Origin of the sequence: Musicola paradisiaca NCPPB 2511 (assembly GCF_000400505.1) — a bacterium.
In the GTDB taxonomy this organism is placed as follows: Bacteria; Pseudomonadota; Gammaproteobacteria; order Enterobacterales; family Enterobacteriaceae; genus Musicola; species Musicola paradisiaca.
This window is the reverse complement of record NZ_CM001857.1, coordinates 2,766,735-2,786,292: the sequence shown is the minus strand read 5'-3', so window position 1 is coordinate 2,786,292 and position 19,558 is coordinate 2,766,735. Positions and strand designations below refer to the sequence as shown.

General features: G+C 56.5%; 20 protein-coding genes. 11 read left to right on the top strand and 9 right to left on the bottom strand.

Annotation, left to right across the window (positions count from 1 at the left end; translation table 11 throughout):
• Positions 1-102: 102 nt before the first annotated feature.
• The 5 genes from DPA2511_RS12320 to rhtA all read right to left on the bottom strand — a co-directional run bounded on the left by DPA2511_RS12320 (position 103) and on the right by rhtA (position 5,598).
• Positions 103-1,731 carry a fibronectin type III domain-containing protein gene (locus tag DPA2511_RS12320; RefSeq protein ID WP_023638356.1) on the bottom strand — a complete coding sequence of 543 codons (1,629 nt, stop codon included), beginning with the start codon at positions 1,729-1,731 and terminating at the stop codon, positions 103-105.
• A 371-nt stretch (positions 1,732-2,102) separates the two neighbouring features.
• Positions 2,103-2,825, bottom strand: coding sequence for a glutamine ABC transporter ATP-binding protein GlnQ (gene glnQ, locus DPA2511_RS12315; protein WP_015854082.1), 723 nt, complete (start codon positions 2,823-2,825; stop codon positions 2,103-2,105).
• Positions 2,822-3,481, bottom strand: coding sequence for a glutamine ABC transporter permease GlnP (glnP, locus tag DPA2511_RS12310; RefSeq protein WP_015854081.1), 660 nt, complete (start codon positions 3,479-3,481; stop codon positions 2,822-2,824). Before glnP ends, glnQ begins: the two co-directional genes overlap by 4 nt.
• A gap of 85 nt (positions 3,482-3,566) precedes the next feature.
• The gene (glnH, locus tag DPA2511_RS12305; RefSeq protein WP_015854080.1) at positions 3,567-4,313 is read right to left on the bottom strand and encodes a glutamine ABC transporter substrate-binding protein GlnH; all 747 of its coding nucleotides are present in this window, start codon (positions 4,311-4,313) and stop codon (positions 3,567-3,569) included.
• Positions 4,314-4,731: 418 nt separating this feature from the next.
• The gene (rhtA, locus tag DPA2511_RS12295) at positions 4,732-5,598 is read right to left on the bottom strand and encodes a threonine/homoserine exporter RhtA (protein ID WP_015854079.1); all 867 of its coding nucleotides are present in this window, start codon (positions 5,596-5,598) and stop codon (positions 4,732-4,734) included.
• 372 nt (positions 5,599-5,970) lie between these two features.
• Between rhtA and ompX the strand changes: the two genes are divergently transcribed.
• The gene (gene ompX, locus DPA2511_RS12290; RefSeq protein ID WP_015854078.1) at positions 5,971-6,486 is read left to right on the top strand and encodes an outer membrane protein OmpX; all 516 of its coding nucleotides are present in this window, start codon (positions 5,971-5,973) and stop codon (positions 6,484-6,486) included.
• A gap of 117 nt (positions 6,487-6,603) precedes the next feature.
• On the opposite strand, the gene DPA2511_RS12285 is transcribed toward ompX, so the two are convergent.
• The gene (locus DPA2511_RS12285) at positions 6,604-7,098 is read right to left on the bottom strand and encodes a MarR family winged helix-turn-helix transcriptional regulator (protein WP_015854077.1); all 495 of its coding nucleotides are present in this window, start codon (positions 7,096-7,098) and stop codon (positions 6,604-6,606) included.
• Positions 7,099-7,182: 84 nt separating this feature from the next.
• Here DPA2511_RS12285 and DPA2511_RS12280 point away from each other — a divergent pair, with 84 nt between their 5' ends.
• Positions 7,183-8,337: an MFS transporter gene (locus tag DPA2511_RS12280; RefSeq protein ID WP_015854076.1), complete on the top strand. Its 1,155-nt coding sequence runs from the start codon at positions 7,183-7,185 to the stop codon at positions 8,335-8,337.
• Here DPA2511_RS12280 and DPA2511_RS12275 read toward each other — a convergent pair.
• A complete protein-coding gene (locus tag DPA2511_RS12275; protein WP_015854075.1) occupies positions 8,334-9,248 on the bottom strand; it encodes a LysR family transcriptional regulator in 915 nt (304 codons plus the stop codon). The genes DPA2511_RS12280 and DPA2511_RS12275 overlap by 4 nt on opposite strands.
• Before the next feature lie 124 nt (positions 9,249-9,372).
• Here DPA2511_RS12275 and DPA2511_RS12270 point away from each other — a divergent pair, with 124 nt between their 5' ends.
• The 8 genes from DPA2511_RS12270 to DPA2511_RS12235 all read left to right on the top strand — a co-directional run bounded on the left by DPA2511_RS12270 (position 9,373) and on the right by DPA2511_RS12235 (position 16,697).
• Positions 9,373-10,167: a 5-oxoprolinase subunit PxpA gene (locus DPA2511_RS12270; RefSeq protein ID WP_015854074.1), complete on the top strand. Its 795-nt coding sequence runs from the start codon at positions 9,373-9,375 to the stop codon at positions 10,165-10,167.
• Positions 10,168-10,185: 18 nt separating this feature from the next.
• Positions 10,186-10,434: an acetyl-CoA carboxylase gene (locus DPA2511_RS12265; RefSeq protein WP_015854073.1), complete on the top strand. Its 249-nt coding sequence runs from the start codon at positions 10,186-10,188 to the stop codon at positions 10,432-10,434.
• 45 nt (positions 10,435-10,479) lie between these two features.
• Positions 10,480-11,868: an acetyl-CoA carboxylase biotin carboxylase subunit gene (locus DPA2511_RS12260; protein ID WP_015854072.1), complete on the top strand. Its 1,389-nt coding sequence runs from the start codon at positions 10,480-10,482 to the stop codon at positions 11,866-11,868.
• A 1-nt stretch (position 11,869) separates the two neighbouring features.
• The gene (locus DPA2511_RS12255; RefSeq protein ID WP_015854071.1) at positions 11,870-12,751 is read left to right on the top strand and encodes a 5-oxoprolinase subunit B family protein; all 882 of its coding nucleotides are present in this window, start codon (positions 11,870-11,872) and stop codon (positions 12,749-12,751) included.
• Positions 12,741-13,718 carry a 5-oxoprolinase subunit C family protein gene (locus tag DPA2511_RS12250; RefSeq protein WP_023638354.1) on the top strand — a complete coding sequence of 326 codons (978 nt, stop codon included), beginning with the start codon at positions 12,741-12,743 and terminating at the stop codon, positions 13,716-13,718. The genes DPA2511_RS12255 and DPA2511_RS12250 overlap by 11 nt, the downstream gene beginning before the upstream one ends.
• A gap of 153 nt (positions 13,719-13,871) precedes the next feature.
• Positions 13,872-15,170, top strand: coding sequence for a purine-cytosine permease family protein (locus DPA2511_RS12245; RefSeq protein ID WP_015854069.1), 1,299 nt, complete (start codon positions 13,872-13,874; stop codon positions 15,168-15,170).
• Between the two features lie 274 nt (positions 15,171-15,444).
• Positions 15,445-15,927, top strand: coding sequence for an Hsp20 family protein (locus tag DPA2511_RS12240; RefSeq protein ID WP_015854068.1), 483 nt, complete (start codon positions 15,445-15,447; stop codon positions 15,925-15,927).
• Between the two features lie 425 nt (positions 15,928-16,352).
• Positions 16,353-16,697, top strand: a complete 345-nt coding sequence (locus DPA2511_RS12235) for a GlpM family protein (RefSeq protein ID WP_015854067.1) — start codon at positions 16,353-16,355, stop codon at positions 16,695-16,697.
• Positions 16,698-16,724: 27 nt separating this feature from the next.
• On the opposite strand, the gene DPA2511_RS12230 is transcribed toward DPA2511_RS12235, so the two are convergent.
• Positions 16,725-17,255, bottom strand: coding sequence for a hypothetical protein (locus DPA2511_RS12230; protein ID WP_015854066.1), 531 nt, complete (start codon positions 17,253-17,255; stop codon positions 16,725-16,727).
• 842 nt (positions 17,256-18,097) lie between these two features.
• On the opposite strand from DPA2511_RS12230, the gene DPA2511_RS12220 reads away from it, so the two are divergent.
• On the top strand, positions 18,098-18,409 hold the full coding sequence (locus DPA2511_RS12220; RefSeq protein WP_015854064.1) for a hypothetical protein: 312 nt from the start codon (positions 18,098-18,100) through the stop codon (positions 18,407-18,409).
• Positions 18,410-19,010: 601 nt separating this feature from the next.
• On the opposite strand, the gene DPA2511_RS12215 is transcribed toward DPA2511_RS12220, so the two are convergent.
• Entirely contained in the window at positions 19,011-19,499 is a 489-nt protein-coding gene (locus DPA2511_RS12215) for a hypothetical protein (protein WP_015854063.1), read from the bottom strand.
• Positions 19,500-19,558 lie beyond the last annotated feature (59 nt).

Here is a 19,558-nt window from a genome sequence, read left to right as displayed (position 1 = left end):
GTGACAGTGGTGTCCGCACCCGACATTCGACGCGGCTAGGCAATCATAAAGGCCGTCTCCTGGGAGGCGGCCTTGGTGTTTATGGACGTTATCGTTACGGTTTTAGCGCTCGACGCTCACATTGTCGAAGCTGACTTTGCCGCTGCTGTTGTTACGGGAAGAGAGCACCAGGCCAACGTACAGCGTGTCGTTGAAGTTGACGAGGGTGCGTTTGCTGAGTAGGGCCCAGTTTTTGCCGTCGTCGGACGCTTCCGCCAGGAAGCTATTGCCGTCGCGCGTCACACGCAGCCAGGTGGGTTGGCTGCCGTTGCCGGATGGGGAGAAATGGCCGCTGTTGCCGGTGGCGTTGCCGGTGTTGCTGCGCCATTGTGATAGCGCGCCGATTGATGCGCTGTAGCCGGCCAGCACGTAGCCGCTATTGGCGGCGAGGGTGTTACGCATCATGACCCCGGCTTTGGCGTAGGGATCGCTGTAGCGCAGATCGACAAGCCGGGCGGTGATGCGCCCATCGCCTTTTAGTTCGCGGTAGACAACATGGATGGAATCCTCCGCGCCCCAGACATCGCCGTTGTGCGCCTCCAGCGTGATCACGCCGTTATCTTCGGTTGCGGCGCCGGCGGTGCCCATCTTGCCGATGTCCTGCTGTTTCCAGTTATCGCTCAGTGGCGTCGGTGCCGGCGTAGTGACGCTCACTTCGTTGGAGTAGGCGGAGTCGCCGGCCTGGTTGTAGGCTTTCACCCGGAAAAAGTAGGTGGTGCCGGGTTGCAGCGTTCCCAGCTCCAGCGATTCCGAGCCTTTGCCGAGCGACTCGGCGCTGGTATAGGCCCTGTCGCTACCGCCGCTGTCCTCAGCGTACTCGACGATGAAACCGCGCGCGTTGTCGGCGCAGTCGCGCCAGTCCAGTTTGACGACCGAGCTGGCGATCGCCGTCGCGGTCAGGTTGCCGGGCGAGGCGGGCGGCGTATCTTCGCCAAGGTAGGGATCCAGCGAGATGCCGCTGCGCAGGGTGTTTCTTCCGGCATGGTTGCGCGTGGAGGATAGCTGAGCGTTGACCTCCGCCAGCGTCAGCGGCGTGATGCCCAGTTTGTAGTCTATCTCGCCCTGACGTTGGGTAAGGGTGACGGTGCCGTCGAGGTAGAAGATTTCATTGCGCCACAGGCTGGGCATGATCTCGCCCTGGCCGGCCGGCGTGCCGGGGGCGATAAGGGGGCGGCCTACCGCATAACCGATGCCGGTAAGGCCGGGCTCGCCGTCAAGACGATAATCCGGCATATAGCTGTCCGTTAGCGCCACCCGTTTTAAGGTGCCGTTACTCAATGCGAACAGCGGGGCGTTTTCCGCCGGCAAAGTACCGCCGCGGCCGGCAGAGTCGATATCCCAGCGCACGCCAAAATACCCTTGGCCGGTGAGCGTGATGTGGTCGCCATTGCGCTGCAACGGGTATTTGCCGTTTAACGCGCCGCTGGCGGATTCGACGTATTGGTTGGCGTCACCCGTCAGACTGACGCCGGCCGCCGCCGGGCGTTGGTATAACCCACCGATTTTGGGATACGGCAGATCCTGTTCATCTTTGCTGAATGCGGCTGTGTGGGGGGATTCAACCGACGCGCTGCATTGCTGGGTATCGATGTCGGCATGAGCAGGCGTGGCGAATCCGCATACGCCAACCAGTAATCCGCTGATGAGGGCGCTATGGCGGCGTCGGGTAAGGGAAGTGCTGATGGTTTTCATGGATATCAACCTGACAAAATAGGGGTAACTAATTGATTCGCTAATGAACAGGCCGGTCTGCCCGCAGATGGCTGCGAGCAGCGTATCGGAATTGGCGGAAAATACCAAATGCATCCGCTGGGTATCGGGTGGTTTGCTGTTGGCTGTGCGGTTACGGGGAGTACGCCGGGATGTGTGGCGGCGGGCGTTAACACGGCGGCACCGGCTTGCCAGCGCTCAAAGGCTAACACTGTCGCGATGTAACACTGTTGCGATGTAGCACTGTCGCGATGTAGCACTGTCGCGATGCAAAAACGACGTGCGACACGCGGACAAGCCTTTCCCTGTTGAGAAAGCGCCTGAGTGTGTCGCACGCCGGGCCGGCGTGATGCCTAGGCGACGTGTTGCAGGAATTCCCGCAGGCGATCACTGGGGGGATTGGTGATCAACGCATCCGGGTCGCCGTCTTCGGCGATACGCCCCTTGTCGATGAAGATCAAACGCGACGCCACTTTCTGCGCAAAGCCCACTTCGTGGGTCACGATAACCATGGTCATCCCTTCATCCGCCAAATCCTTCATTACCGTCAGCACTTCGTGCCGCAGTTCAGGATCCAGTGCCGACGTGGGCTCATCAAACAACATCATCTTGGGTTTGACCGCCAGCGCGCGGGCGATAGCGACACGTTGCTGCTGACCGCCCGACAGTTCGGACGGGTAGTGGTGCGCCCGCTCCGCCAGCCCCACCTTGCCCAGCAGTTCACGCGCCAGCTTCTCGGCATCAGCCTTGCTGGCGCCGCGCACGCGGATCGGCCCGAAAGCCACGTTTTCCAGCGCAGTGAGGTGCGGGAACAGGTAAAACTGCTGGAATACCATCCCGGCTTCCTGACGAATCAGCCGCTCGTCCACCTTGGGATCGTTGACGGTTAAGCCGTCGACCACCAACTCGCCGCTGGATATTTCTTCCAGTTTGTTGATGCAACGCAGCAGCGTCGATTTTCCAGAACCGGAAGGCCCGATGATCACCACGACTTCGCCCTGCTCAATCTTCAGATTGATATCGTGCAACACCTTGGTTGGGCCGTAGTGTTTAGAAACGTTTTTAAATTCAATCATATAATCTTAAGCTTTCTTTCCAGCCAACGCATGCCGATGGTAAGAATAAGGGTGATGACCAGATAAATAATCGCCGTAGCGGTCAGTATTTCCAACGCGCGGAAATTGCCGGCAATGATTTCCTGTGCCTGACGAGTCAGCTCGGATACGCCGATTACGATACACAGCGACGTGTCCTTGATACTGATGATCCACTGGTTGCCGAGCGGCGGCAGCATCCGGCGCAGAGCCAACGGCGTAATGACATGACGCAGTGTGGCGCGGTGCGATAACCCCAATGCCAGGCCGGCTTCGGTAAAGCCTTTATGGATCGACATCACCGCCCCGCGTGTAATCTCGGCAATATAGGCGCCTGAGTTAATCATGATGGTGATGATGGCGGCGGTGACAGGGTCGATACGAACCGATGTCAACACCATGGGGATGGCGAAATAGATGTACATGATCTGTATCACCATCGGGGTACCGCGGATGATTTCGATAAACACCAACGCGATGCGATTCGATAGCCAACCGCCATAGACGCGGGCGAACCCGGCAACGACGCCGATGACCAGGCCGCCCAGCAAACCCAGCACGGAAATCAGCAGAGTCATTTGGGCCCCTTCCAGCAACTGGGGGATAGACGGCCAAATGACACTCCAGTCAAACTGCATGAACATTCTCCAGCAATGAATAACGCCACAAACAACGCGGCGCCGCATGGGTTATCCAGCGACGCCGCGGCAGCGGTTTAATGTGTTACTTCGGTTCGGTGCCGAACCATTTTTTGTAAATCTCAGCGTAGGTGCCGTTGTCGCGCAGGGTTTTCAGCGCGCCGTTGACTTTTTCACGCAGGTCGTCGCTGCCTTTAGGGAAGGCGATGCCGTACTGCTGTGCTTTGATGGAGTCGCCGACGGCTTTGAACTTACCGTTGCCCGCCGTCTTGATGAAGTACAGGATGTTCGGGGTGTCGTGCAGCACCGCGTCGGCGCGGTGAGTACCCAGCTCCAGGTAGGCGTTGTCGATGTTCGGGAACTGACGCAGCTCTTTCGTCTTGATGTTGGCTTTGGCGTAGTCGACAGAACCGGTGCCGCTCTTCACGGCCACCACCTTGCCCGCCAAATCCGCTTCGCTTTTAATCTCCTGATTTTCGCTGCGTACCATCACCAGCAGGCCGCTGTTGTAATACCCCTCAGAGAAGTCGATTGCGCGCTTACGCTCTTCCGTGATGGTAATACCCGCCAGCGCCAGATCCACGTTGCGCGTCTGCAACGCCGGGATAATGCCGCTGAAATCCATCGGTTTCAGGGTGTAGGTGAGGTTCAACTGTTTGGCGATCGCATCCCACAGATCGATATCGAAACCGACGTATTTATCGCCCTGTTTGAATTCAAACGGCACAAAGGCGGTGTCTGTTGCGACAAGAAGTGGTTTTTCCGCCGCGTGGCTGGAAATGCTGAACGCCAGCGCAAGTGCGGCGACAGATGCTTTAAATAGTGATTTCATCAAAGCGTCCTTCCTCGTTGTTGGTTATGTGTCCACTGTTTTCACCGGCGTGGGTAACGATACCGGCCGTCATTCGCGCGATACGCCGGATACGCATATCCGGGCGGTGCGTCAGTTGTGGTACGGCGGCCGTATGCAGTGAGTCGGTGCAGGGAAAATAAGGGGTACCGTTGCCAAAATGCGATGAGTATCCCGCTTGTTGTGTTGGCGCGTCCGGTTTGTCATCTGAAACACTTATGAAACGCGCTGCTATGAATAACTGAATTGTGCTGGGGAAACAACCGTTGATTGCCATTGATGGGCAATATTGCTGGCAAACGCTAATTTTTTGTCCACCTTGTGCACAACAAGGCATCAGCATGCATAATTATGCACAAAATTCGTGAATGAGTGAGTGTAACCTCACGACGTGCAGCTATCACGCCGCCGACTTTCTGGCGCTGAGCGTCGTGCCGAGAGACGCCGTAATGATAAATACCAACGCCAGCCATTGGGCGATGCTGAGGTGTTCATTCAAAAACAGGATGCCGGAAACCGCCGCGATGGCGGGTTCCAGGCTCATCAGCGTGCTGAAAGTCCGGGTGGGCAGGCGGGTGAGCGCCAGCATCTCCAGCGAGTAGGGCAAGGCGGTAGACAGCAACGCAACGCCGATGCCGACGGGCAGCACCGCCGACGAGAAGAGGGCGCTGCTGGAGAAAAACGCGCCGATCGGGCAATAAATCAGCGCGGCGATCAACGACCCCATCGCAACGGTACCTGCGCCGTGGCGGGCTCCCGCTTTCTTGCCGAACAGAATGTATCCGGCCCAGCAGGCGCCGGCGCCGATGGCGAAAAGTATACCCAGCGGGTCGAGATCGCCGGTGCCGCCGCCCAGCGGCAATAGCAGCCATAAACCGCTGGCGGCCAGCGCTATCCACAGAAAATCCAGCAGGCGGCGTGACGACAGCACCGCCACGGCCAGCGGGCCGGTGAATTCCAGCGCAACGACCACCCCCAGCGGCACGGTTCGCAACGCCAGATAGAACAGGTAATTCATCCCTCCCAGGGTGATGCCGTAGACCAGCAGCGGCCAGCGATCAGATCCCAGATGCATGCGCCAGGGCTTAAAGATTACCAGCAGGATGAGCGTGCCGATCGCCAGGCGTAGTGCGGTCATCCCGGATGCGCCGATCGTCGGAAACAGGGTTTTGGCCAATGCGGCGCCAACCTGTAGCGAAATCATGGCGATCACGATCATTAACACCGGGATCAGGACGGATGTTTTGGTCGAAGAATATAAGGTCATAATGGGCCTTAAATGAGGTAATTAATGGGGGAAAAAACTCAGGCAATAAATGATCAAATTATCCGCAGCTAGTTTACTCTTATTGACTTTAATTTACGCTAGGAATAAGTGCTTTTCCCAGAATATAATTTCAGACTGAAAAGTAATCAGAAAATTAAGAAAACTCTGTATTCAGAGGGGCGCGGAATTAATATTTTCGTATTTTTGTTTTTTTTATAAAAATATAAAATTCAATAAGTTGCCTATATTTTGAAATGTAATGTTACATGTTTTACTTAATTGAAAGATAATAACCAGGCAGCATCCACCCTAATTTTTTGTTATATTTAGGCCGCTTAATTATTCTTTCGTAAGATAGATTCGAGGCATATTATGAAAAAAATCGCGTGTCTTTCCGCTTTGGCTTGTGTTTTAGCCGTAAGTGCTGGTAGTGCAATGGCCGGTCAGAGTACCGTGTCTTTGGGTTATGCTCAGGGCGATGCCCAGGGCGTTATGAATAAACTGCCGGGTTTCAACCTGAAATACCGTTATGAATTCGATGACAGCCAACTGGGCGTTATCGGTTCTTTCACGTATTTGCAAGATAGCAACACGTCTGACGATGTTTATCACAAAGCGCAGTATTACGGCTTCAGCGCAGGCCCGACCTACCGCTTTGCTGATTGGGCCAGCATCTATGGCGTGGTGGGCGTGAGTGCCGCCAAGTTCACCAACAATGAAACCAGCGGTGATGCTAATCACAGCAACAGCGATGCCGGTTTTGTATACGGCGCCGGTCTGCAGTTCAATCCGGTTAAAGACGTTGCATTTGATGTTGGTTACGAACAGAGCCGCATCCGCAGCGTTGACGTAGGCAGCTGGAACGTCGGCGTAGGTTATCGTTTCTGATCCGCTTGCGTGTCCTGAAAAATCCGCTCTTCGGAGCGGATTTTTTTATGGGTGCGCCCAGATGCCCGCTCGTCACCGGTTGACGTGGATGCCGTTGCAAAGCGTGGTCAACGCTTCTTATGCCGTGGGTAAACCGGCGAGCAGTTTGGCGAGCAGTCCATCCAGCAGCCGCTGCTCTTCTTCGCTCAGCGACGACAGCAACTGTCGTTCATTCTCCACATGCCGTTCCAGCAGCGCCTCCATAACATCAAACCCTTTGTCGGTCAGCACCACCAACGTGCCGCGTCGATCCTGCGGATTACGGCGTCGTTCTACCAGTTTCGCCTGTTCCAGGCGGTCGAGACGGTTGGTCATGCCGCCGGACGAGATCAACAATGCTTCGTACAACTGTGTCGGCGTCAGCGCATAGGGCGCGCCGGCGCGGCGCAACGTCGCCAGCACGTCAAATTCACCGGGGCGCAGCTCGTGCCGGGCAAACAGCGGGTTGAGGTTATCCCGTTCCAGACGCAGCGCAGCTTCGAAGAGCCTGCCAGTGACCCGCATCGGAAACGGGTCGATATCCGGTCGTTCACGTCGCCATTGTTCATAGGCGGTATCAGCGCGAGTTTTCATGAGCGTTATTTATCTTGACGTTAAGATACTTTGTGTAAAGATATTCTAGAACGTAATAAGCTGCCATGCCAATAAGGGAATGTTATGACGACCACCGTCCGTTCAGGATCACCATTTTTCGCCATGTTGACCATTATTTTGCTGGGATTGAACCTTCGCCCGGTGCTGGCGGGGATCGGGCCGCTACTGAATCAGATTCAGTCGGCGACGGGGATGAGCGATGCCGAAGCCGGTCTGCTGACCACCCTGCCGGTTTTCGCGATGGGGCTGTGCGCGCTGGCCGGCGGCTGGTTGCAGTCGTGGCTGGGCGAGCACCGCGGCATCGGCTTCGGCATTATCGGGATTGCGGTGGCCTGTCTGCTGCGCGCCTGGCTGAACGATGCGGCGGGGCTGCTGTTTACGGCGGCGCTGGCGGGTATGGGGATTGCGTTGATCCAGGCGCTGGTGCCCTCTTTCATCCGCCATTGCTTCAGTACCCAGAGCAGTCGGTTGATGGGGCTGTATACCACCGCCATCATGGGCGGTGCGGCGATGGCGGCCGCCAGTGCTTCGCCGATGGCGGCACGTATTGGCTGGGACGGCGCGTTGTCCTCCTGGAGCGTGCTGGCGACGGTGGCGGTGATAGCATGGTTGATCACCGTTTCGTTCCAGCCGGAAGAGCGCAGGATGCGGAAAGTCGAAGCGCCCCTCAACCGCAGCTGGGCGCTGATGGTTTTCTTCGGCGTAGGCACCGCCGCCTATACGCTGGTGCTGGCCTGGCTGCCGCCTTACTACGTACAACTGGGGGTGAGCCCGGTGCGTAGCGGGTTGCTGCTGGGTGGGTTGACGCTGACGGAAGTGATGGCTGGTTTGCTGGTTTCCGCGCTGATCAACCGTTTTCCTGATCGGCGTTATCTGTTGTTGCCGGTGCTGGCGCTGCTGCTGCTGGGGTTGATCGGGCTGCTGCTGGCGCCGCAGGCGCTGGTGATCCCCATCATGCTGGCATTGGGGCTGGGGATCGGCGCGTTGTTTCCACTGTCGTTGATTATCGCGCTGGATCATGTGGAAAACGCGCAACAGGCCGGATCGCTGATGGGCTTCGTGCAGGGCGGGGGCTATCTGATCGCCAGCCTGATGCCGTTGCTGGCCGGGTTTATCCGCCAGCATACCCACGGCCTGGAGAGCGCCTGGGTCATTATGGGCGTGGGGGTTATCGGCTTGATGCTGATGGCGCTGCGTTTCACGCCGCGCCCGGCTTAACGCCGCGTCGACGCCAACTGCGGCGTCAAAAAGACATTACGGAAATACTCCCTGATGGCCTGCATCGCCGGCGTGAAGTCGGCGTCGCGATACCAGGCCAGCCCGACGCTCATCGGGTGTACCCGATCCGTCAGCGAGCGGGTTTCAATCCGCCGTCCCTCCAGCGACCAGGGGCGGTACACCAGATCCGACAGGATCGCCACGCCCAGCCCATTCGCCACCATGCTGCGTACCGCCTCCACGGAACTGGTGCGCAGCATCACTTTCGGGCGGTGCCCGCTCTGTTCCCAATAGCGCATGGCGCTGTGATCCGCTTCATCGACGGTCAGCATGATAAAGGGTTCGTTCGCCACATCCGCCAGGCTGACCTCCGGTTGGTCGCACAACGGATGGCGGCTGGGCAGCCACAGGCGGCGCTCTGAGTTGAACAACGTCTCGGCGGTGATGGCGGGGTGAGTCAGGTTGGCGGTCAGCACCAGCGACAGATCCAGCGAGCGGTCGAGCAACCCCCGTTCGATATCGCTGCGTTCCCGTTCATTCAGATTGAGGGTGAGGTGGGGAAAACCATAGGACAGGCGTTGCAGATGGAAGGGCAGGAAGTAACCCATCACGGTATAGCTGGCGGCCATGTTTAGCGACCCTTTCATCCGGTCGTCGGTGAGCGGAATGTTGGTGGCGTCGTCGACGCTGCGCAGGATGGCGTAGGCGTGGTTGAGAAAGTAGTTCCCATTTTCCGTCAGCGTCATGCCGTGCACTGAACGCTGGAACAACGCTTTGCCCAGCATGCCCTCCAGCTCCTGAATCGCGGTAGTGACCGCGGATTGCGAAATGTTGAGTTGAATGGCGGCCTGAGAGATCTGCCCCATCTCGGCGGTGGCGACGAAGTAGCGAATCTGACGCAGCGTAATCATGAGGTTCTCCGCAACAAGCGTTCTGTTTTTCAGATAGTCAGTCATCGAAAAATACGTCTTTCCGAATGGAAAAAAGTGACCCTATATTATTTTTAAACATGTACGTCACAAATAAGAAATAATTATGAAATATGAAATCGATCTGAATTCCGATATGGGCGAAAACGTTGGGCCGTGGAAAATAGGTGATGATGTTGATAAAGAAATAATGAATTACATCAGCTCGGCAAATATTGCCACCGGTTTTCATGCCGGCGATCCCAATATCATGCGGCACACCATTGAATTGGCGAAATATCATCAAGTTGCTGTTGGCGCGCATCCGGGATTCCGGGATTTCGTCGGTTTTGGTCGGCGTCATATTAATGTACAACCGCACGAAATAGTGAATGACATTATTTATCAGATCGGTGCATTACGGGAATTTTCGCGCCTGTCGGTATTGCCGTTGCAGCATGTCAAACCGCATGGCGCGCTGTATATGCATCTGGCCCGCGATCGGGATGCGGCGCGGTTGTTTGTTGAGACATTACACCGTCTCGACCCGACCTTACGCCTGTACTGCATGCACGGCTCGATGGTCTGGCAGGAAGCGGTTGCTCTGCAACACCCTGTTATTTGTGAATTTTATGGTGATAGGGAGTATGACGTCAGCGGTTCTATCGTGTTTACCCGCCGGGTTGAGGCGCTGGATCCGCAGCATGTCGCCGCCCGGGTGGTTCGTGCCTGCCGCGAGGGGAAAGTCACCACCGTCGAGGGGATGGAGATTAATATTGAATTCGACTCAATTTGTATTCATAGCGATACGCCGGGGGCATTGGCATTAATCAAACAGACGCGCGAAGCGTTGGCAGAGGCCAATATCCAAGTCTGTTCTCCTTTGCGGCGTTATTTATCTGAATCGGTTATTAATAAATAATTATAAGGGGTTGTGGTAATGAAAAATTATGAAGTCTGCTCTCCTTTGCCGGGTATTTTTTATCGTCAACCCGCGCCGGATGCGCCGCTGTTTATTCAGGAGAATCAACCGGTCAGTGCCAATACGGTTATTGGGCTGATTGAAGTGATGAAACAGTTTAGTGAAGTTTATGCTGAGCAGGACGGTGAATTGATTTCTTTCTGCGTAAATAACGGCGATGCGCTCGAACCGGGCCAGGTAATAGCCATCATAAAAACCGATAGATAACTGTTTTCGCCTGCGGCGTCAGGTTAAAGAGAAGAGGAGGCGGAAATGCATCAGCCGATCAAAAAACTGCTTATTGCCAACCGGGGCGAGATCGCCGTTCGTATCATTCATGCCGCCCGCAACCTGGGAATTGCCACCGTGGCGGCGTGCAGCGAGGCGGATGCCGATGCGCTGCCGGCGCGTCTGGCGGATGAAGTCTGTATTTTAGGGCCGGCACGGGCTGACCAGAGCTATCTGAATCAGGACGCACTGCTGCGGGCGGCGCAGACGCACGGCGTCGACGCCATTCATCCGGGGTATGGTTTTCTTGCTGAAAACGCCGCCTTCGCCGAAGCGGTGGAGCAGGCCGGTCTGATTTTCGTCGGCCCGACGGCGGAGACGATCCGCCTGATGGGGGATAAAGCGATGGCGCGCCGCACCGCGCAGGCGGCGGGGGTGCCGGTGGTGCCCGGTTCCGATGCGCTGCACTCGCTGGAGGACGCAAAGCGCTGCGCGCAGGAGATCGGCTATCCGCTGTTGGTCAAGGCGGCGGCGGGCGGCGGTGGCCGCGGTATCCGGGTGGTGCGCAACGCCGATGAGCTGGCGCGGGAGTTTCCGATCGCCCAGAGTGAAGCCCGGGCGGCGTTTGGCAGCGGCGAGGTGTATCTGGAACGGTTTATTCAGCATGCCCGTCATATCGAGGTACAGATCCTGGGGGATGGCGAACAGGCCGTGCACCTGTACGAACGCGAGTGCTCGTTGCAGCGTCGTCGGCAGAAAGTGTTCGAGGAGGCGCCGTCCGCCGCGCTGAACACGCAGCAGCGCGAGGCGCTGTGTCTGAGCGCGTTGCAACTGGCGCGGCAGTTGCGCTACCGCAGCGCCGGTACGCTGGAATATCTGTACGACGCCGAACGCGACGCCTTCTATTTCATCGAGATGAACACCCGTATTCAGGTGGAGCACCCGGTGACGGAAATGGTCACTGGCATCGATCTGGTGCAGTGGATGCTGCGCATTGCCGGCGGTGAACCGCTCGGTTTACGTCAGCAGGATATCGTGTTGTCGGGCTGCGCCTGCGAAATGCGCATCAACGCCGAAGATCCGGCGCGCAACTTCTTTCCCTGCCCCGGCGTAGTGGAAAAGATTGTCTGGCCGCAGGGCGACGGGATCCGTATCGACAGCCATCTGTTCAACGGCTACAAGGTGCCGCCGTATTACGATTCGCTGCTGGCCAAATTGGTGGTCTACGGCGAGGATCGCCCACAGACGCTCAACCGTGCCGAGCAGGCGCTGCGACAACTACGGATTAGCGGCGTCACCACCACCCAATCGTTGCATCAATGGTTATTGGCGGACTCGCGCCTGCGCGCCGGCCGGTTTGATACCACCTCGCTGGAACAATGGCTGCTGGCCGACGATAGCCAGCCCGTTCAGGTTTGCCGGGGAGGACGCTGAGATGGATGCGCGCGAGATCCGTTATACCTTCGGCGGTGATGAGCATCTGTTCGCCGAGATCGACGAGGCCATGTCGTTGTCCGCGTTTTTCCGCGGGCTGGCGATGACCCGGGCGCTGGAACAGCAGGCGATCCCCGGCGTGCTGGATATTTGTCTGGCGAATGCGTCGTTTCAGATTCGTTTCAATCCGGATGTGGTGGCGCCGTCGGCGCTGCTGGAACAGGTGAAACAGCGGGAGCTTCAGGCGCAGCATATGACGCGGTTGGAGACGCGCATCATCGAAATTCCGGTGCTGTACAACGACCCCTGGACGCACGACACCTTGATGCGGTTTCGCGACCGGCATCAGGAGCCGGACGCCACGGATTTGGAATACGCCGCCCGTATCAACGGTTATCAGGATGTAGCGGCCTTTATCGAGGCGCACAGCGGTACGCCGTGGTTTGTCTCGATGGTCGGGTTCGTCGCCGGGCTGCCGTTCATGTACCAGATGGTGGATCGCCCGCAGCAGATCCAGGTGCCGAAGTACCTGCGCCCGCGTACCGATACGCCCAAACTGGCGTTGGGACACGGCGGCTGTTTCGGCTGTATCTACTCGGTACGCGGCGCGGGGGGATATCAGTTGTTCGGCGTGACGCCTGCGCCGATCTACGATCCGGCGCAGCGTCTCGACTATCTGCAATCGTCGATGGTGTTTTTCCGCGCCGGCGACATCGTACAGTTCACGCCGATCGATCTGGCGCGTTACCAGCAGGATGTCAGCGCGGTGGAGGCGGGGGCGTTCAGCCTGCGCATCCGACCGGTGACGTTTGAGCTGGATGTGTTTCTCGCCGATCCCGCCGGTTACAAACACTACCTTCAGGGGGTGCTGTATGCAGATTAATGTCATCAAACCGGGGTTGGCGACGTCGGTGCAGGACGGCGGCCGTGAAGGGTTTTACCATCTGGGCATTCCGCCGTCCGGCGGGCTGGATCAATACTCGCTGCGGCTTGCCAATCTGCTGGTGGGTAACGCAGCGGATGCGGCGGTGCTGGAAATGACGCTACTGGGGCCGGAGCTACAGTTCGCCGGCGAGGCAACCGTCGCGGTCAGCGGCGCGCGCATGAAACCGGTGCTGGACGGTATGGAGATGCCGCTGGATACCGCCTTTGCCGTGCGTGCCGGCCAGGTGCTGCGTTTCGGGCCCGCATCGGCGGGCTGCCGGGCTTATCTGGCGGTGGCGGGCGGTATTGCGGTGCCGGAAGCGTTGGGCAGCCGTTCCACCTATACCTTGGGCGCGTTGGGCGGTTATCAGGGACGGCGGCTGGCGGCCAATGATGCGTTGCCGCTAGGAACCGCGGCTTACCCGTCGAGAGCGGGAACCACGGTGCCGGCGGATTGCCTGCCGGTGCTGGAGAAGTCGGTGACGCTGCGCATGGTGCCCGGTTTGTATATCCATCGGCTGACGCCGGCGGCGGTCGCGCGTTTTTTTGCCGATGAGTGGACGGTCGGCACCGAAGCAGACCGCATCGGCTATCGCCTCAAGGGCGGCGCGCCGCTGGCGTTCGAACCACGCACGCCGCCGTTTGGCGCCGGTTCCGACCCGTCGAATATCGTCGATGCCTGTTATCCCATCGGGTCGGTGCAGGTGCCGGGCGGGTTGGAGCCGATCATTTTGTTGCGCGACGCGGTCTCCGGCGGCGGGTATATGACGCTGGGGACGGTGATTAGCGTCGATCTGGATATCGTCGGGCAACTGCAACCCCATCATCGGGTGCGTTTCGTGCCGGTGACGATGGAGCAGGCGCTGGCGGCGCGCCAGCATTATCAGCGCCGACTGGCGCGACTGGCGCATTTGTTGACTCACTGATCCGGTTTTCGCCATGGCATAGCAGCCAACACCCGGCGCCGTGGCGGATAACCGTCTGACACCCCGGACGTCATCGCCTACCGTGCTGACGGGTTCAGCATGGCGGGATCGTTCGGCCTTTACTCGTTGATATCGGTATCTGGAGGTTGTGCGATGACTGACTTATCTCAAGTTCAGGGGGCCGTGAATACGCCCGCCGAAACCGTGACGGTTGCGGAGCGGATGGGGAAACTCTCCCTGACGATGGCATGGTGGGCGGTATGCAGCGCCATTTTCTATATTGTGGTGGGCGCGTCGCTGGCGCTGAATTACGGCGCGCGTAACGCCATCATCGGTATGGCGTTGTCGGTGGTGTGCTATGGGTTGATCAACGCGGTGATCAGCCGCTTCGCCATCCGCAGCGGCCTGTCGGTGGCGGCGTTTTCCGGCCAGTTGTTCGGCCGCGTCGGTTCGGCGTTGGCGACGCTGATTTTCTTTTCCACCGCGATTTACTACGCGGTGTTTGAAGGTTCGGTCATCGCCTTTGCCATTAATCATCTGTTTCCGCAGTTGCCCTATCACTGGGCGGCGCTGGTGGTGGTGCTTTATAGCGTGCCGCTGATTTTCGGCAGCGTGCAGCACTGGCTGGACAAGTTCAACGGCGTACTGCTGCCGTTCTATTTGCTGGGGTTGGGCGTGACGGTAGCGGTGTCCATCGGCCATTACGGTTATCAGCCGCAGTGGCTCTCCTTCGGCCCGGCCGAGCCGCCCCAGTACGGTTGGTGGAACTGCTTCACGTATTACATGGGGGTGTGGATTTTGATGATGTACACCTTCGACTATGCGCGTTTCGGCCGCCATGAAGACAGCGATTACCATGCCCGCGTCAACTTCGGCATGCCGTTTTATGTGATCACTTTTCTGCTGAACGGCATCGCCGGCATCTATCTGGTGAGCAGCTTCGCTCAGCAGAATGGGGTGAGCGAAACGGCGGTGGTGGTCAATATTCTCAATCTGTTGGGATTTTGGGGGTTGCTGTTCGTGTGGGTCACGCAGACGCGCATCAACACGGCTAATTACTACCTCGCCACCATGAATATGCAGGTGTTTTTCGATCGCCTGTTCCGGTTGCGTTACCGCAAAATCGTCTGGGCCTGCGTTGCGGGGGCCGCCGTGTATGTGCTGATGCTGGCGGATGTCTTCGCCTATATTTTGCAGGCGCTGGCCTATCAGGGGGTGTTTGTGGTGGCGTGGGTCGGCGTGGCGCTGGCGCATATTTTTCTCGCACGGCCGCAGTCGAGCCCGGAGACGCCGGCCACCTTCAATCTGGTGGGGTTGAGCGCCTGGTTTTTCAGCGTGGTGGTCGGCATTATCCTGATGCACGGTACGCCGCTGATGCAGTCGTTATCCGCGCCGCTGACTTTCCTTATCGCATTGTTGTTGTACGGCGTTTTGCGTCGGCAGGCGGTTTAACGCGGTGTCATGTCTGCCGGTTGCGCAGCGAATAGGCAGGAGGGCTTCTTCGGGAGCCCGCCCTGAGGGGGCTGTCGTCACCGATCGTGAACGGGCAACCATTAGCCCGGCATGTTTTTTGGGGTAACGGACTTGAAAAAAACGGCGTTGGATCTATATGGGATTATGAATGCAAGACAATGTTGCTGCCTTGCGGTTGGTACTTTTTGAATGTGCATCAGGTCGTGTTCCGGTATGTGTCGGGAACGACTTTAGGATACTCAGGAGGTTAACCATGGCATTCAAACCTGTGTCTTTACTCCCCGCTTTCGCGGATTCCCTGTTTTCCGACCGTTTCAACCGTATCGACCGGCTGTTCAGCCAATTGACGGGGGATACGCCGTTAGCCACCGCTCCCGGTTATGACATCCGCCAGATAGATGCCAGCCATTATGGCATTACACTCAGCGTACCGGGCTGGCGGGAAGAGGATCTGGAAATCAGCGCCGCCGGCGGTCAGTTGACCATCAGCGGGAAACGCAAGGATGACGTGAAGAAAGAAGAGAAGGAAGGATGGTTGTATCGCGGCATCAACCATACCGACTTCAGCGTCAGCTATACGCTGCCGGCGCATATGAAAGTGGAAAGCGCGCATCTGGAAAACGGCCTGTTGACGGTCAATCTGTTGCAGGACATTCCGGAAAGCGAAAAGCCGAAAAAGATCGCCATAGAGAATCGCGGCAAAGCCACGTCTCAGACGTTCGACCATACCCATTGATGAACATCGTCACGGGTAAATTGATGGGGTGATCGCCCCAACCGTAATCGCTGTTTATGTCCTGAAACGAGCAGGGTAGGTGCTGGGAACCGAAGGTTTCTGTGCGCTTGCCCTGTCCAATCATGTTTACCCCCTCGCTATAGGCACCTGCCGGTTTTGATATTCGATACCCTGTTTAATCTGCGGTCTTTGGCGCGCGGCATCGGCCTTGCCCGGCCTGCGTGCTGTGGTGAAAAAATGCAAAGTCCGGGCTGTCAATGACTTACCGCGGTAAGATACCGACGTGTGCGGACACGGCGTCAGTCGGCTGTGCTTTGTGGCGAGGTTGTTGAGCGCGGGTGTTGCCGGGCGGTGGTGTTGCTGAGCGATGGTGTTGCTGAGCGATAGTGTCGCCAGGCCGGAACAAGAGACAACGGAAGGATGATATGGCGTTATTGATTAAGGCAGTGTTAGGGGCGGTCGTGGTGGTGTTGATTGGGGTGCTGGCCAAAACCCGTAATTATTATATTGCCGGGCTGGTGCCGCTGTTCCCGACGTTTGCGCTGATAGCGCATTACATCGTCGGTGCTGAACGGGGAACGGACGCGCTGCGCACCACGATTCTGTTTGGCATCTGGGCGGTGATCCCGTATCTGATTTACATGATTTCGCTCTATTTTCTAAGCGGTGTACTGCGCCTGCCCCAGGCGTTGTTGCTGGCGGTAGCATGCTGGTGCGTGGCGGCGTTGCTGCTGGTGAAACTGTGGGGATGGTATCACGCCGGCGGCTGACCGGCGTGGTAACAGACAGAGCCTGGATTAGAGATCGTTTTTGGAGACGCTGGAACTGCTTGAGCTGCCAGTCCCTGCGGAGCTGTAGTTATCCGCGGTGTACACCAGAAAGATGGTTTTTTGGCCGTTGGCATCGTTATCGAAGACCAGCGTGATGTGGTTTTTATCGAATCGGGCGACGACGCGGCTGTTCGGCGTATTCATGAAGGTGTTGATGTCGGCGGATGATAACGGCGTCGTCATGCCGTATTTGCTTTTCAGCCCTTCAACCACCGAGGGCAGATCATCCATGGTGACGGAGATGGCCAGGCGGACGAACTTATCGTTGTTGAAGCCGAACATCGCCAGCGTTTTTTTGCTGCCGAAAACAAAATTTTTGCAGCTGTAGACCGACATGCCGTCAACGGTTTCCGGCCCGCTCAGTGAACAATCCGCCTGCTGTTTAATGGTGCTGTACGATGAACCGAATTTCATATCTTTATAGCCGTCCGCTGCAACCGCCGTCAGTGACAGTAGCGACAGGGTAAGAGCCAGCAGGGGTTTTTGTAGCCTGTTCATGACATCCTCATGATGTGCGGTGTTGATGAATAATCGACGTGGCGCCCGCCAGACGGGGGATGCAGAAACCACCGGGCCGGCAATTGGCTGTGTCTTTCGTGGGCCGCAGCGCGGGCGGGTTCAGCCGCCTTCGTCACGGGGTGCGTATATAGACACAGCTGCGCTCTATCTTACGTCGGGAGTTGGCTGCGCTGAACGATTTCTTCGCCCTGCAATCGCGGGAATAACGGGTGAACTGCCGGGTTATTCAAAAGCGCTCCCACGGAACCAGAAATAGCACCAGCTCAATGACAATCACCAAAACCAACAGAGCGATCAGTTTATTGCGCCATAACCATTCGTTGGGGAACATACGGGCTCCTTTTCTGCCATACCGCTGTGATTATTGACGATATGGGCGAAAAAAGCGCACGAGAGGCGTTGAATTATTTCATTGATTGATATTTAACGTATTAATTTTAAAAAATGTTATGGATATGCCCATCGTGTGTTTAAAAGGAAACATCATTCGAAAAATGAGCGTGGCGGGGTTTTTATTACACCGGGTGTGACGTTGGTTAGCCGGTGCCTGATTCGGTCGTTTGTCAGGCGCGGCAAGCATCCACTCGAACTGAAAACCGCCAATAGGTTAGCCGATGACTACAGCACAGCGCGTTTACGTTCTGAACGCAGCCGGTAAACGATCGGTATAGCGCGAGACGCTGAACGACATCAGGGGTACAACTGCCTGTGCCGTCACAATAGAGATATGTCGAACTACCGGAGCGTGCTCTTCGGAAATCAACCGATTAGGCGCCATCCAGTGGCAGGGTGATGTGTCTACCACAAAAAAGGAAAAGCTAATGATTGTAAGAACTTGGCACGGCTGTGTTCCACTTGAGCATTCGGAGGGGTTTGCGAAACATCTGGAGAGGACGGGGGTGGAGCATTCAAAGAGTATACCGGGGAATCGGGGCGCGCTTGTGCGCAGGGAAATTCAGGGGGAGTGGGCGCATTTCTTTTTGGCAACTTACTGGCAGGATTTGCAGTCGGTAAAGGCATTTGCTGGAGAAAACTACCATGTGGCGGTGACTTACCCGGATGATGAACAGTTTGGGCTCCTTTCCGACCCTTACGTTTTTCAGCATGTCGTGGAAGCTATTTCACCGCTTTAACCTTCCTTTCGGGAAAAGATGCTTGCACCGTGGTACGCACTGAAATGACGCATGATGCTGCGTACTTGATTGCGTACCGTTTTGCTATCGCTGGTGAACGGGCAAGCTAAACGCTCGCCCATTGGATGCTAAACGCCGGTGGGTGTGGAAAATGCGTAAGATCTGAATGGTGTTGTTTTTGACACGGTGGGAGAGGACTCGGGGTGGTGCGGTAACTATAGTGTTGATTTTGCATACATCGTGGTTTCTGTGGGCGAATGGAGCAAGTCAGCAGGAGAAAAGAAGGGGGCAACCGTGTGTCCGTTGCGTTTTTAAAGCGATTTCCACTTAAGGGGCGCCAAAGTTTCCGGCTGTAAACGCAGGACACCGGCAGATAACAGGCAACAAAAAACCCGCAAACTCAGAGAGGATGCGGGTTTCTGTGGGGTTTCCGTCAGTAACCGGTACTTCCCCGAGAGAAATTGAATTTATCACTCATATTATTGATTTTAATTGTTTTTGTTTTTTACAATTTAACATTGTAGTCCCAATCGTAGTCCCATAGAGAAAAATCACGTTGAAACGGGCACCATAAAAACAGGTACACCTCTTCAGCGTTCGACTAACAACCTTCACTGTCAGACGGGGTAAATGAAGGATGCTTCCCTTGTTTCACTGCCTCAAAATATTGGTAATAGACCCTGTAAACAGCCATAAAGATATCCCGGATATCAACTCCATCAACGGTAAAGTACGTTGATCCTAGGGCGTCAGCTACCCTCATCAGCCCTGTTCTAGCCCCTTTAATGACGTTCAAATTTATATCGCCGTTTTGTTTCTTGAAATGCTTCGTTCGATTGCAAAGCTCTCTGACTACCTCATAGGGTGGATAGGTATACAGAAAACTGTGTAATTTTTCTTCGGCTGATAACTCATACTTGTTTTTGTAGCTTGCTGAGCCACCTGGGCATATCCATTCCCTGAGGTGGTACAGCGGGAGCAGCGTATCAATCAGCCTTTCTTCTGAAGGGTGGTGGTAAAACGACTCCCATTTTTTCTGAAGATGCACGAACATATTGGATGAATCGAGCGTGTTAAATAGTCCAGACATAGTTAATCCTTGCTGCTGGCTGCCTGTTTTTTAATATCAGATAGCGGTAGATTCAGGGT

Bases quoted from the DNA above. Each gene is read 5' to 3' on its own strand.
- rhtA (WP_015854079.1), bottom strand. From the start codon at position 5,598: ATGACCTTATATTCTTCGACCAAAACATCCGTCCTGATCCCGGTGTTA.
- DPA2511_RS12245 (WP_015854069.1), top strand. From the start codon at position 13,872: ATGACTGACTTATCTCAAGTTCAGGGGGCCGTGAATACGCCCGCCGAA.
- DPA2511_RS12270 (WP_015854074.1), top strand. From the start codon at position 9,373: ATGAAATATGAAATCGATCTGAATTCCGATATGGGCGAAAACGTTGGG.
- DPA2511_RS12220 (WP_015854064.1), top strand. From the start codon at position 18,098: ATGATTGTAAGAACTTGGCACGGCTGTGTTCCACTTGAGCATTCGGAG.
- glnP (WP_015854081.1), bottom strand. From the start codon at position 3,481: ATGCAGTTTGACTGGAGTGTCATTTGGCCGTCTATCCCCCAGTTGCTG.
- glnQ (WP_015854082.1), bottom strand. From the start codon at position 2,825: ATGATTGAATTTAAAAACGTTTCTAAACACTACGGCCCAACCAAGGTG.
- DPA2511_RS12240 (WP_015854068.1), top strand. From the start codon at position 15,445: ATGGCATTCAAACCTGTGTCTTTACTCCCCGCTTTCGCGGATTCCCTG.
- DPA2511_RS12260 (WP_015854072.1), top strand. From the start codon at position 10,480: ATGCATCAGCCGATCAAAAAACTGCTTATTGCCAACCGGGGCGAGATC.
- DPA2511_RS12230 (WP_015854066.1), bottom strand. From the start codon at position 17,255: ATGAACAGGCTACAAAAACCCCTGCTGGCTCTTACCCTGTCGCTACTG.
- ompX (WP_015854078.1), top strand. From the start codon at position 5,971: ATGAAAAAAATCGCGTGTCTTTCCGCTTTGGCTTGTGTTTTAGCCGTA.
- glnH (WP_015854080.1), bottom strand. From the start codon at position 4,313: ATGAAATCACTATTTAAAGCATCTGTCGCCGCACTTGCGCTGGCGTTC.
- DPA2511_RS12265 (WP_015854073.1), top strand. From the start codon at position 10,186: ATGAAAAATTATGAAGTCTGCTCTCCTTTGCCGGGTATTTTTTATCGT.
- DPA2511_RS12280 (WP_015854076.1), top strand. From the start codon at position 7,183: ATGACGACCACCGTCCGTTCAGGATCACCATTTTTCGCCATGTTGACC.
- DPA2511_RS12235 (WP_015854067.1), top strand. From the start codon at position 16,353: ATGGCGTTATTGATTAAGGCAGTGTTAGGGGCGGTCGTGGTGGTGTTG.
- DPA2511_RS12320 (WP_023638356.1), bottom strand. From the start codon at position 1,731: ATGAAAACCATCAGCACTTCCCTTACCCGACGCCGCCATAGCGCCCTC.
- DPA2511_RS12285 (WP_015854077.1), bottom strand. From the start codon at position 7,098: ATGAAAACTCGCGCTGATACCGCCTATGAACAATGGCGACGTGAACGA.
- DPA2511_RS12250 (WP_023638354.1), top strand. From the start codon at position 12,741: ATGCAGATTAATGTCATCAAACCGGGGTTGGCGACGTCGGTGCAGGAC.
- DPA2511_RS12255 (WP_015854071.1), top strand. From the start codon at position 11,870: ATGGATGCGCGCGAGATCCGTTATACCTTCGGCGGTGATGAGCATCTG.
- DPA2511_RS12275 (WP_015854075.1), bottom strand. From the start codon at position 9,248: ATGATTACGCTGCGTCAGATTCGCTACTTCGTCGCCACCGCCGAGATG.
- DPA2511_RS12215 (WP_015854063.1), bottom strand. From the start codon at position 19,499: ATGTCTGGACTATTTAACACGCTCGATTCATCCAATATGTTCGTGCAT.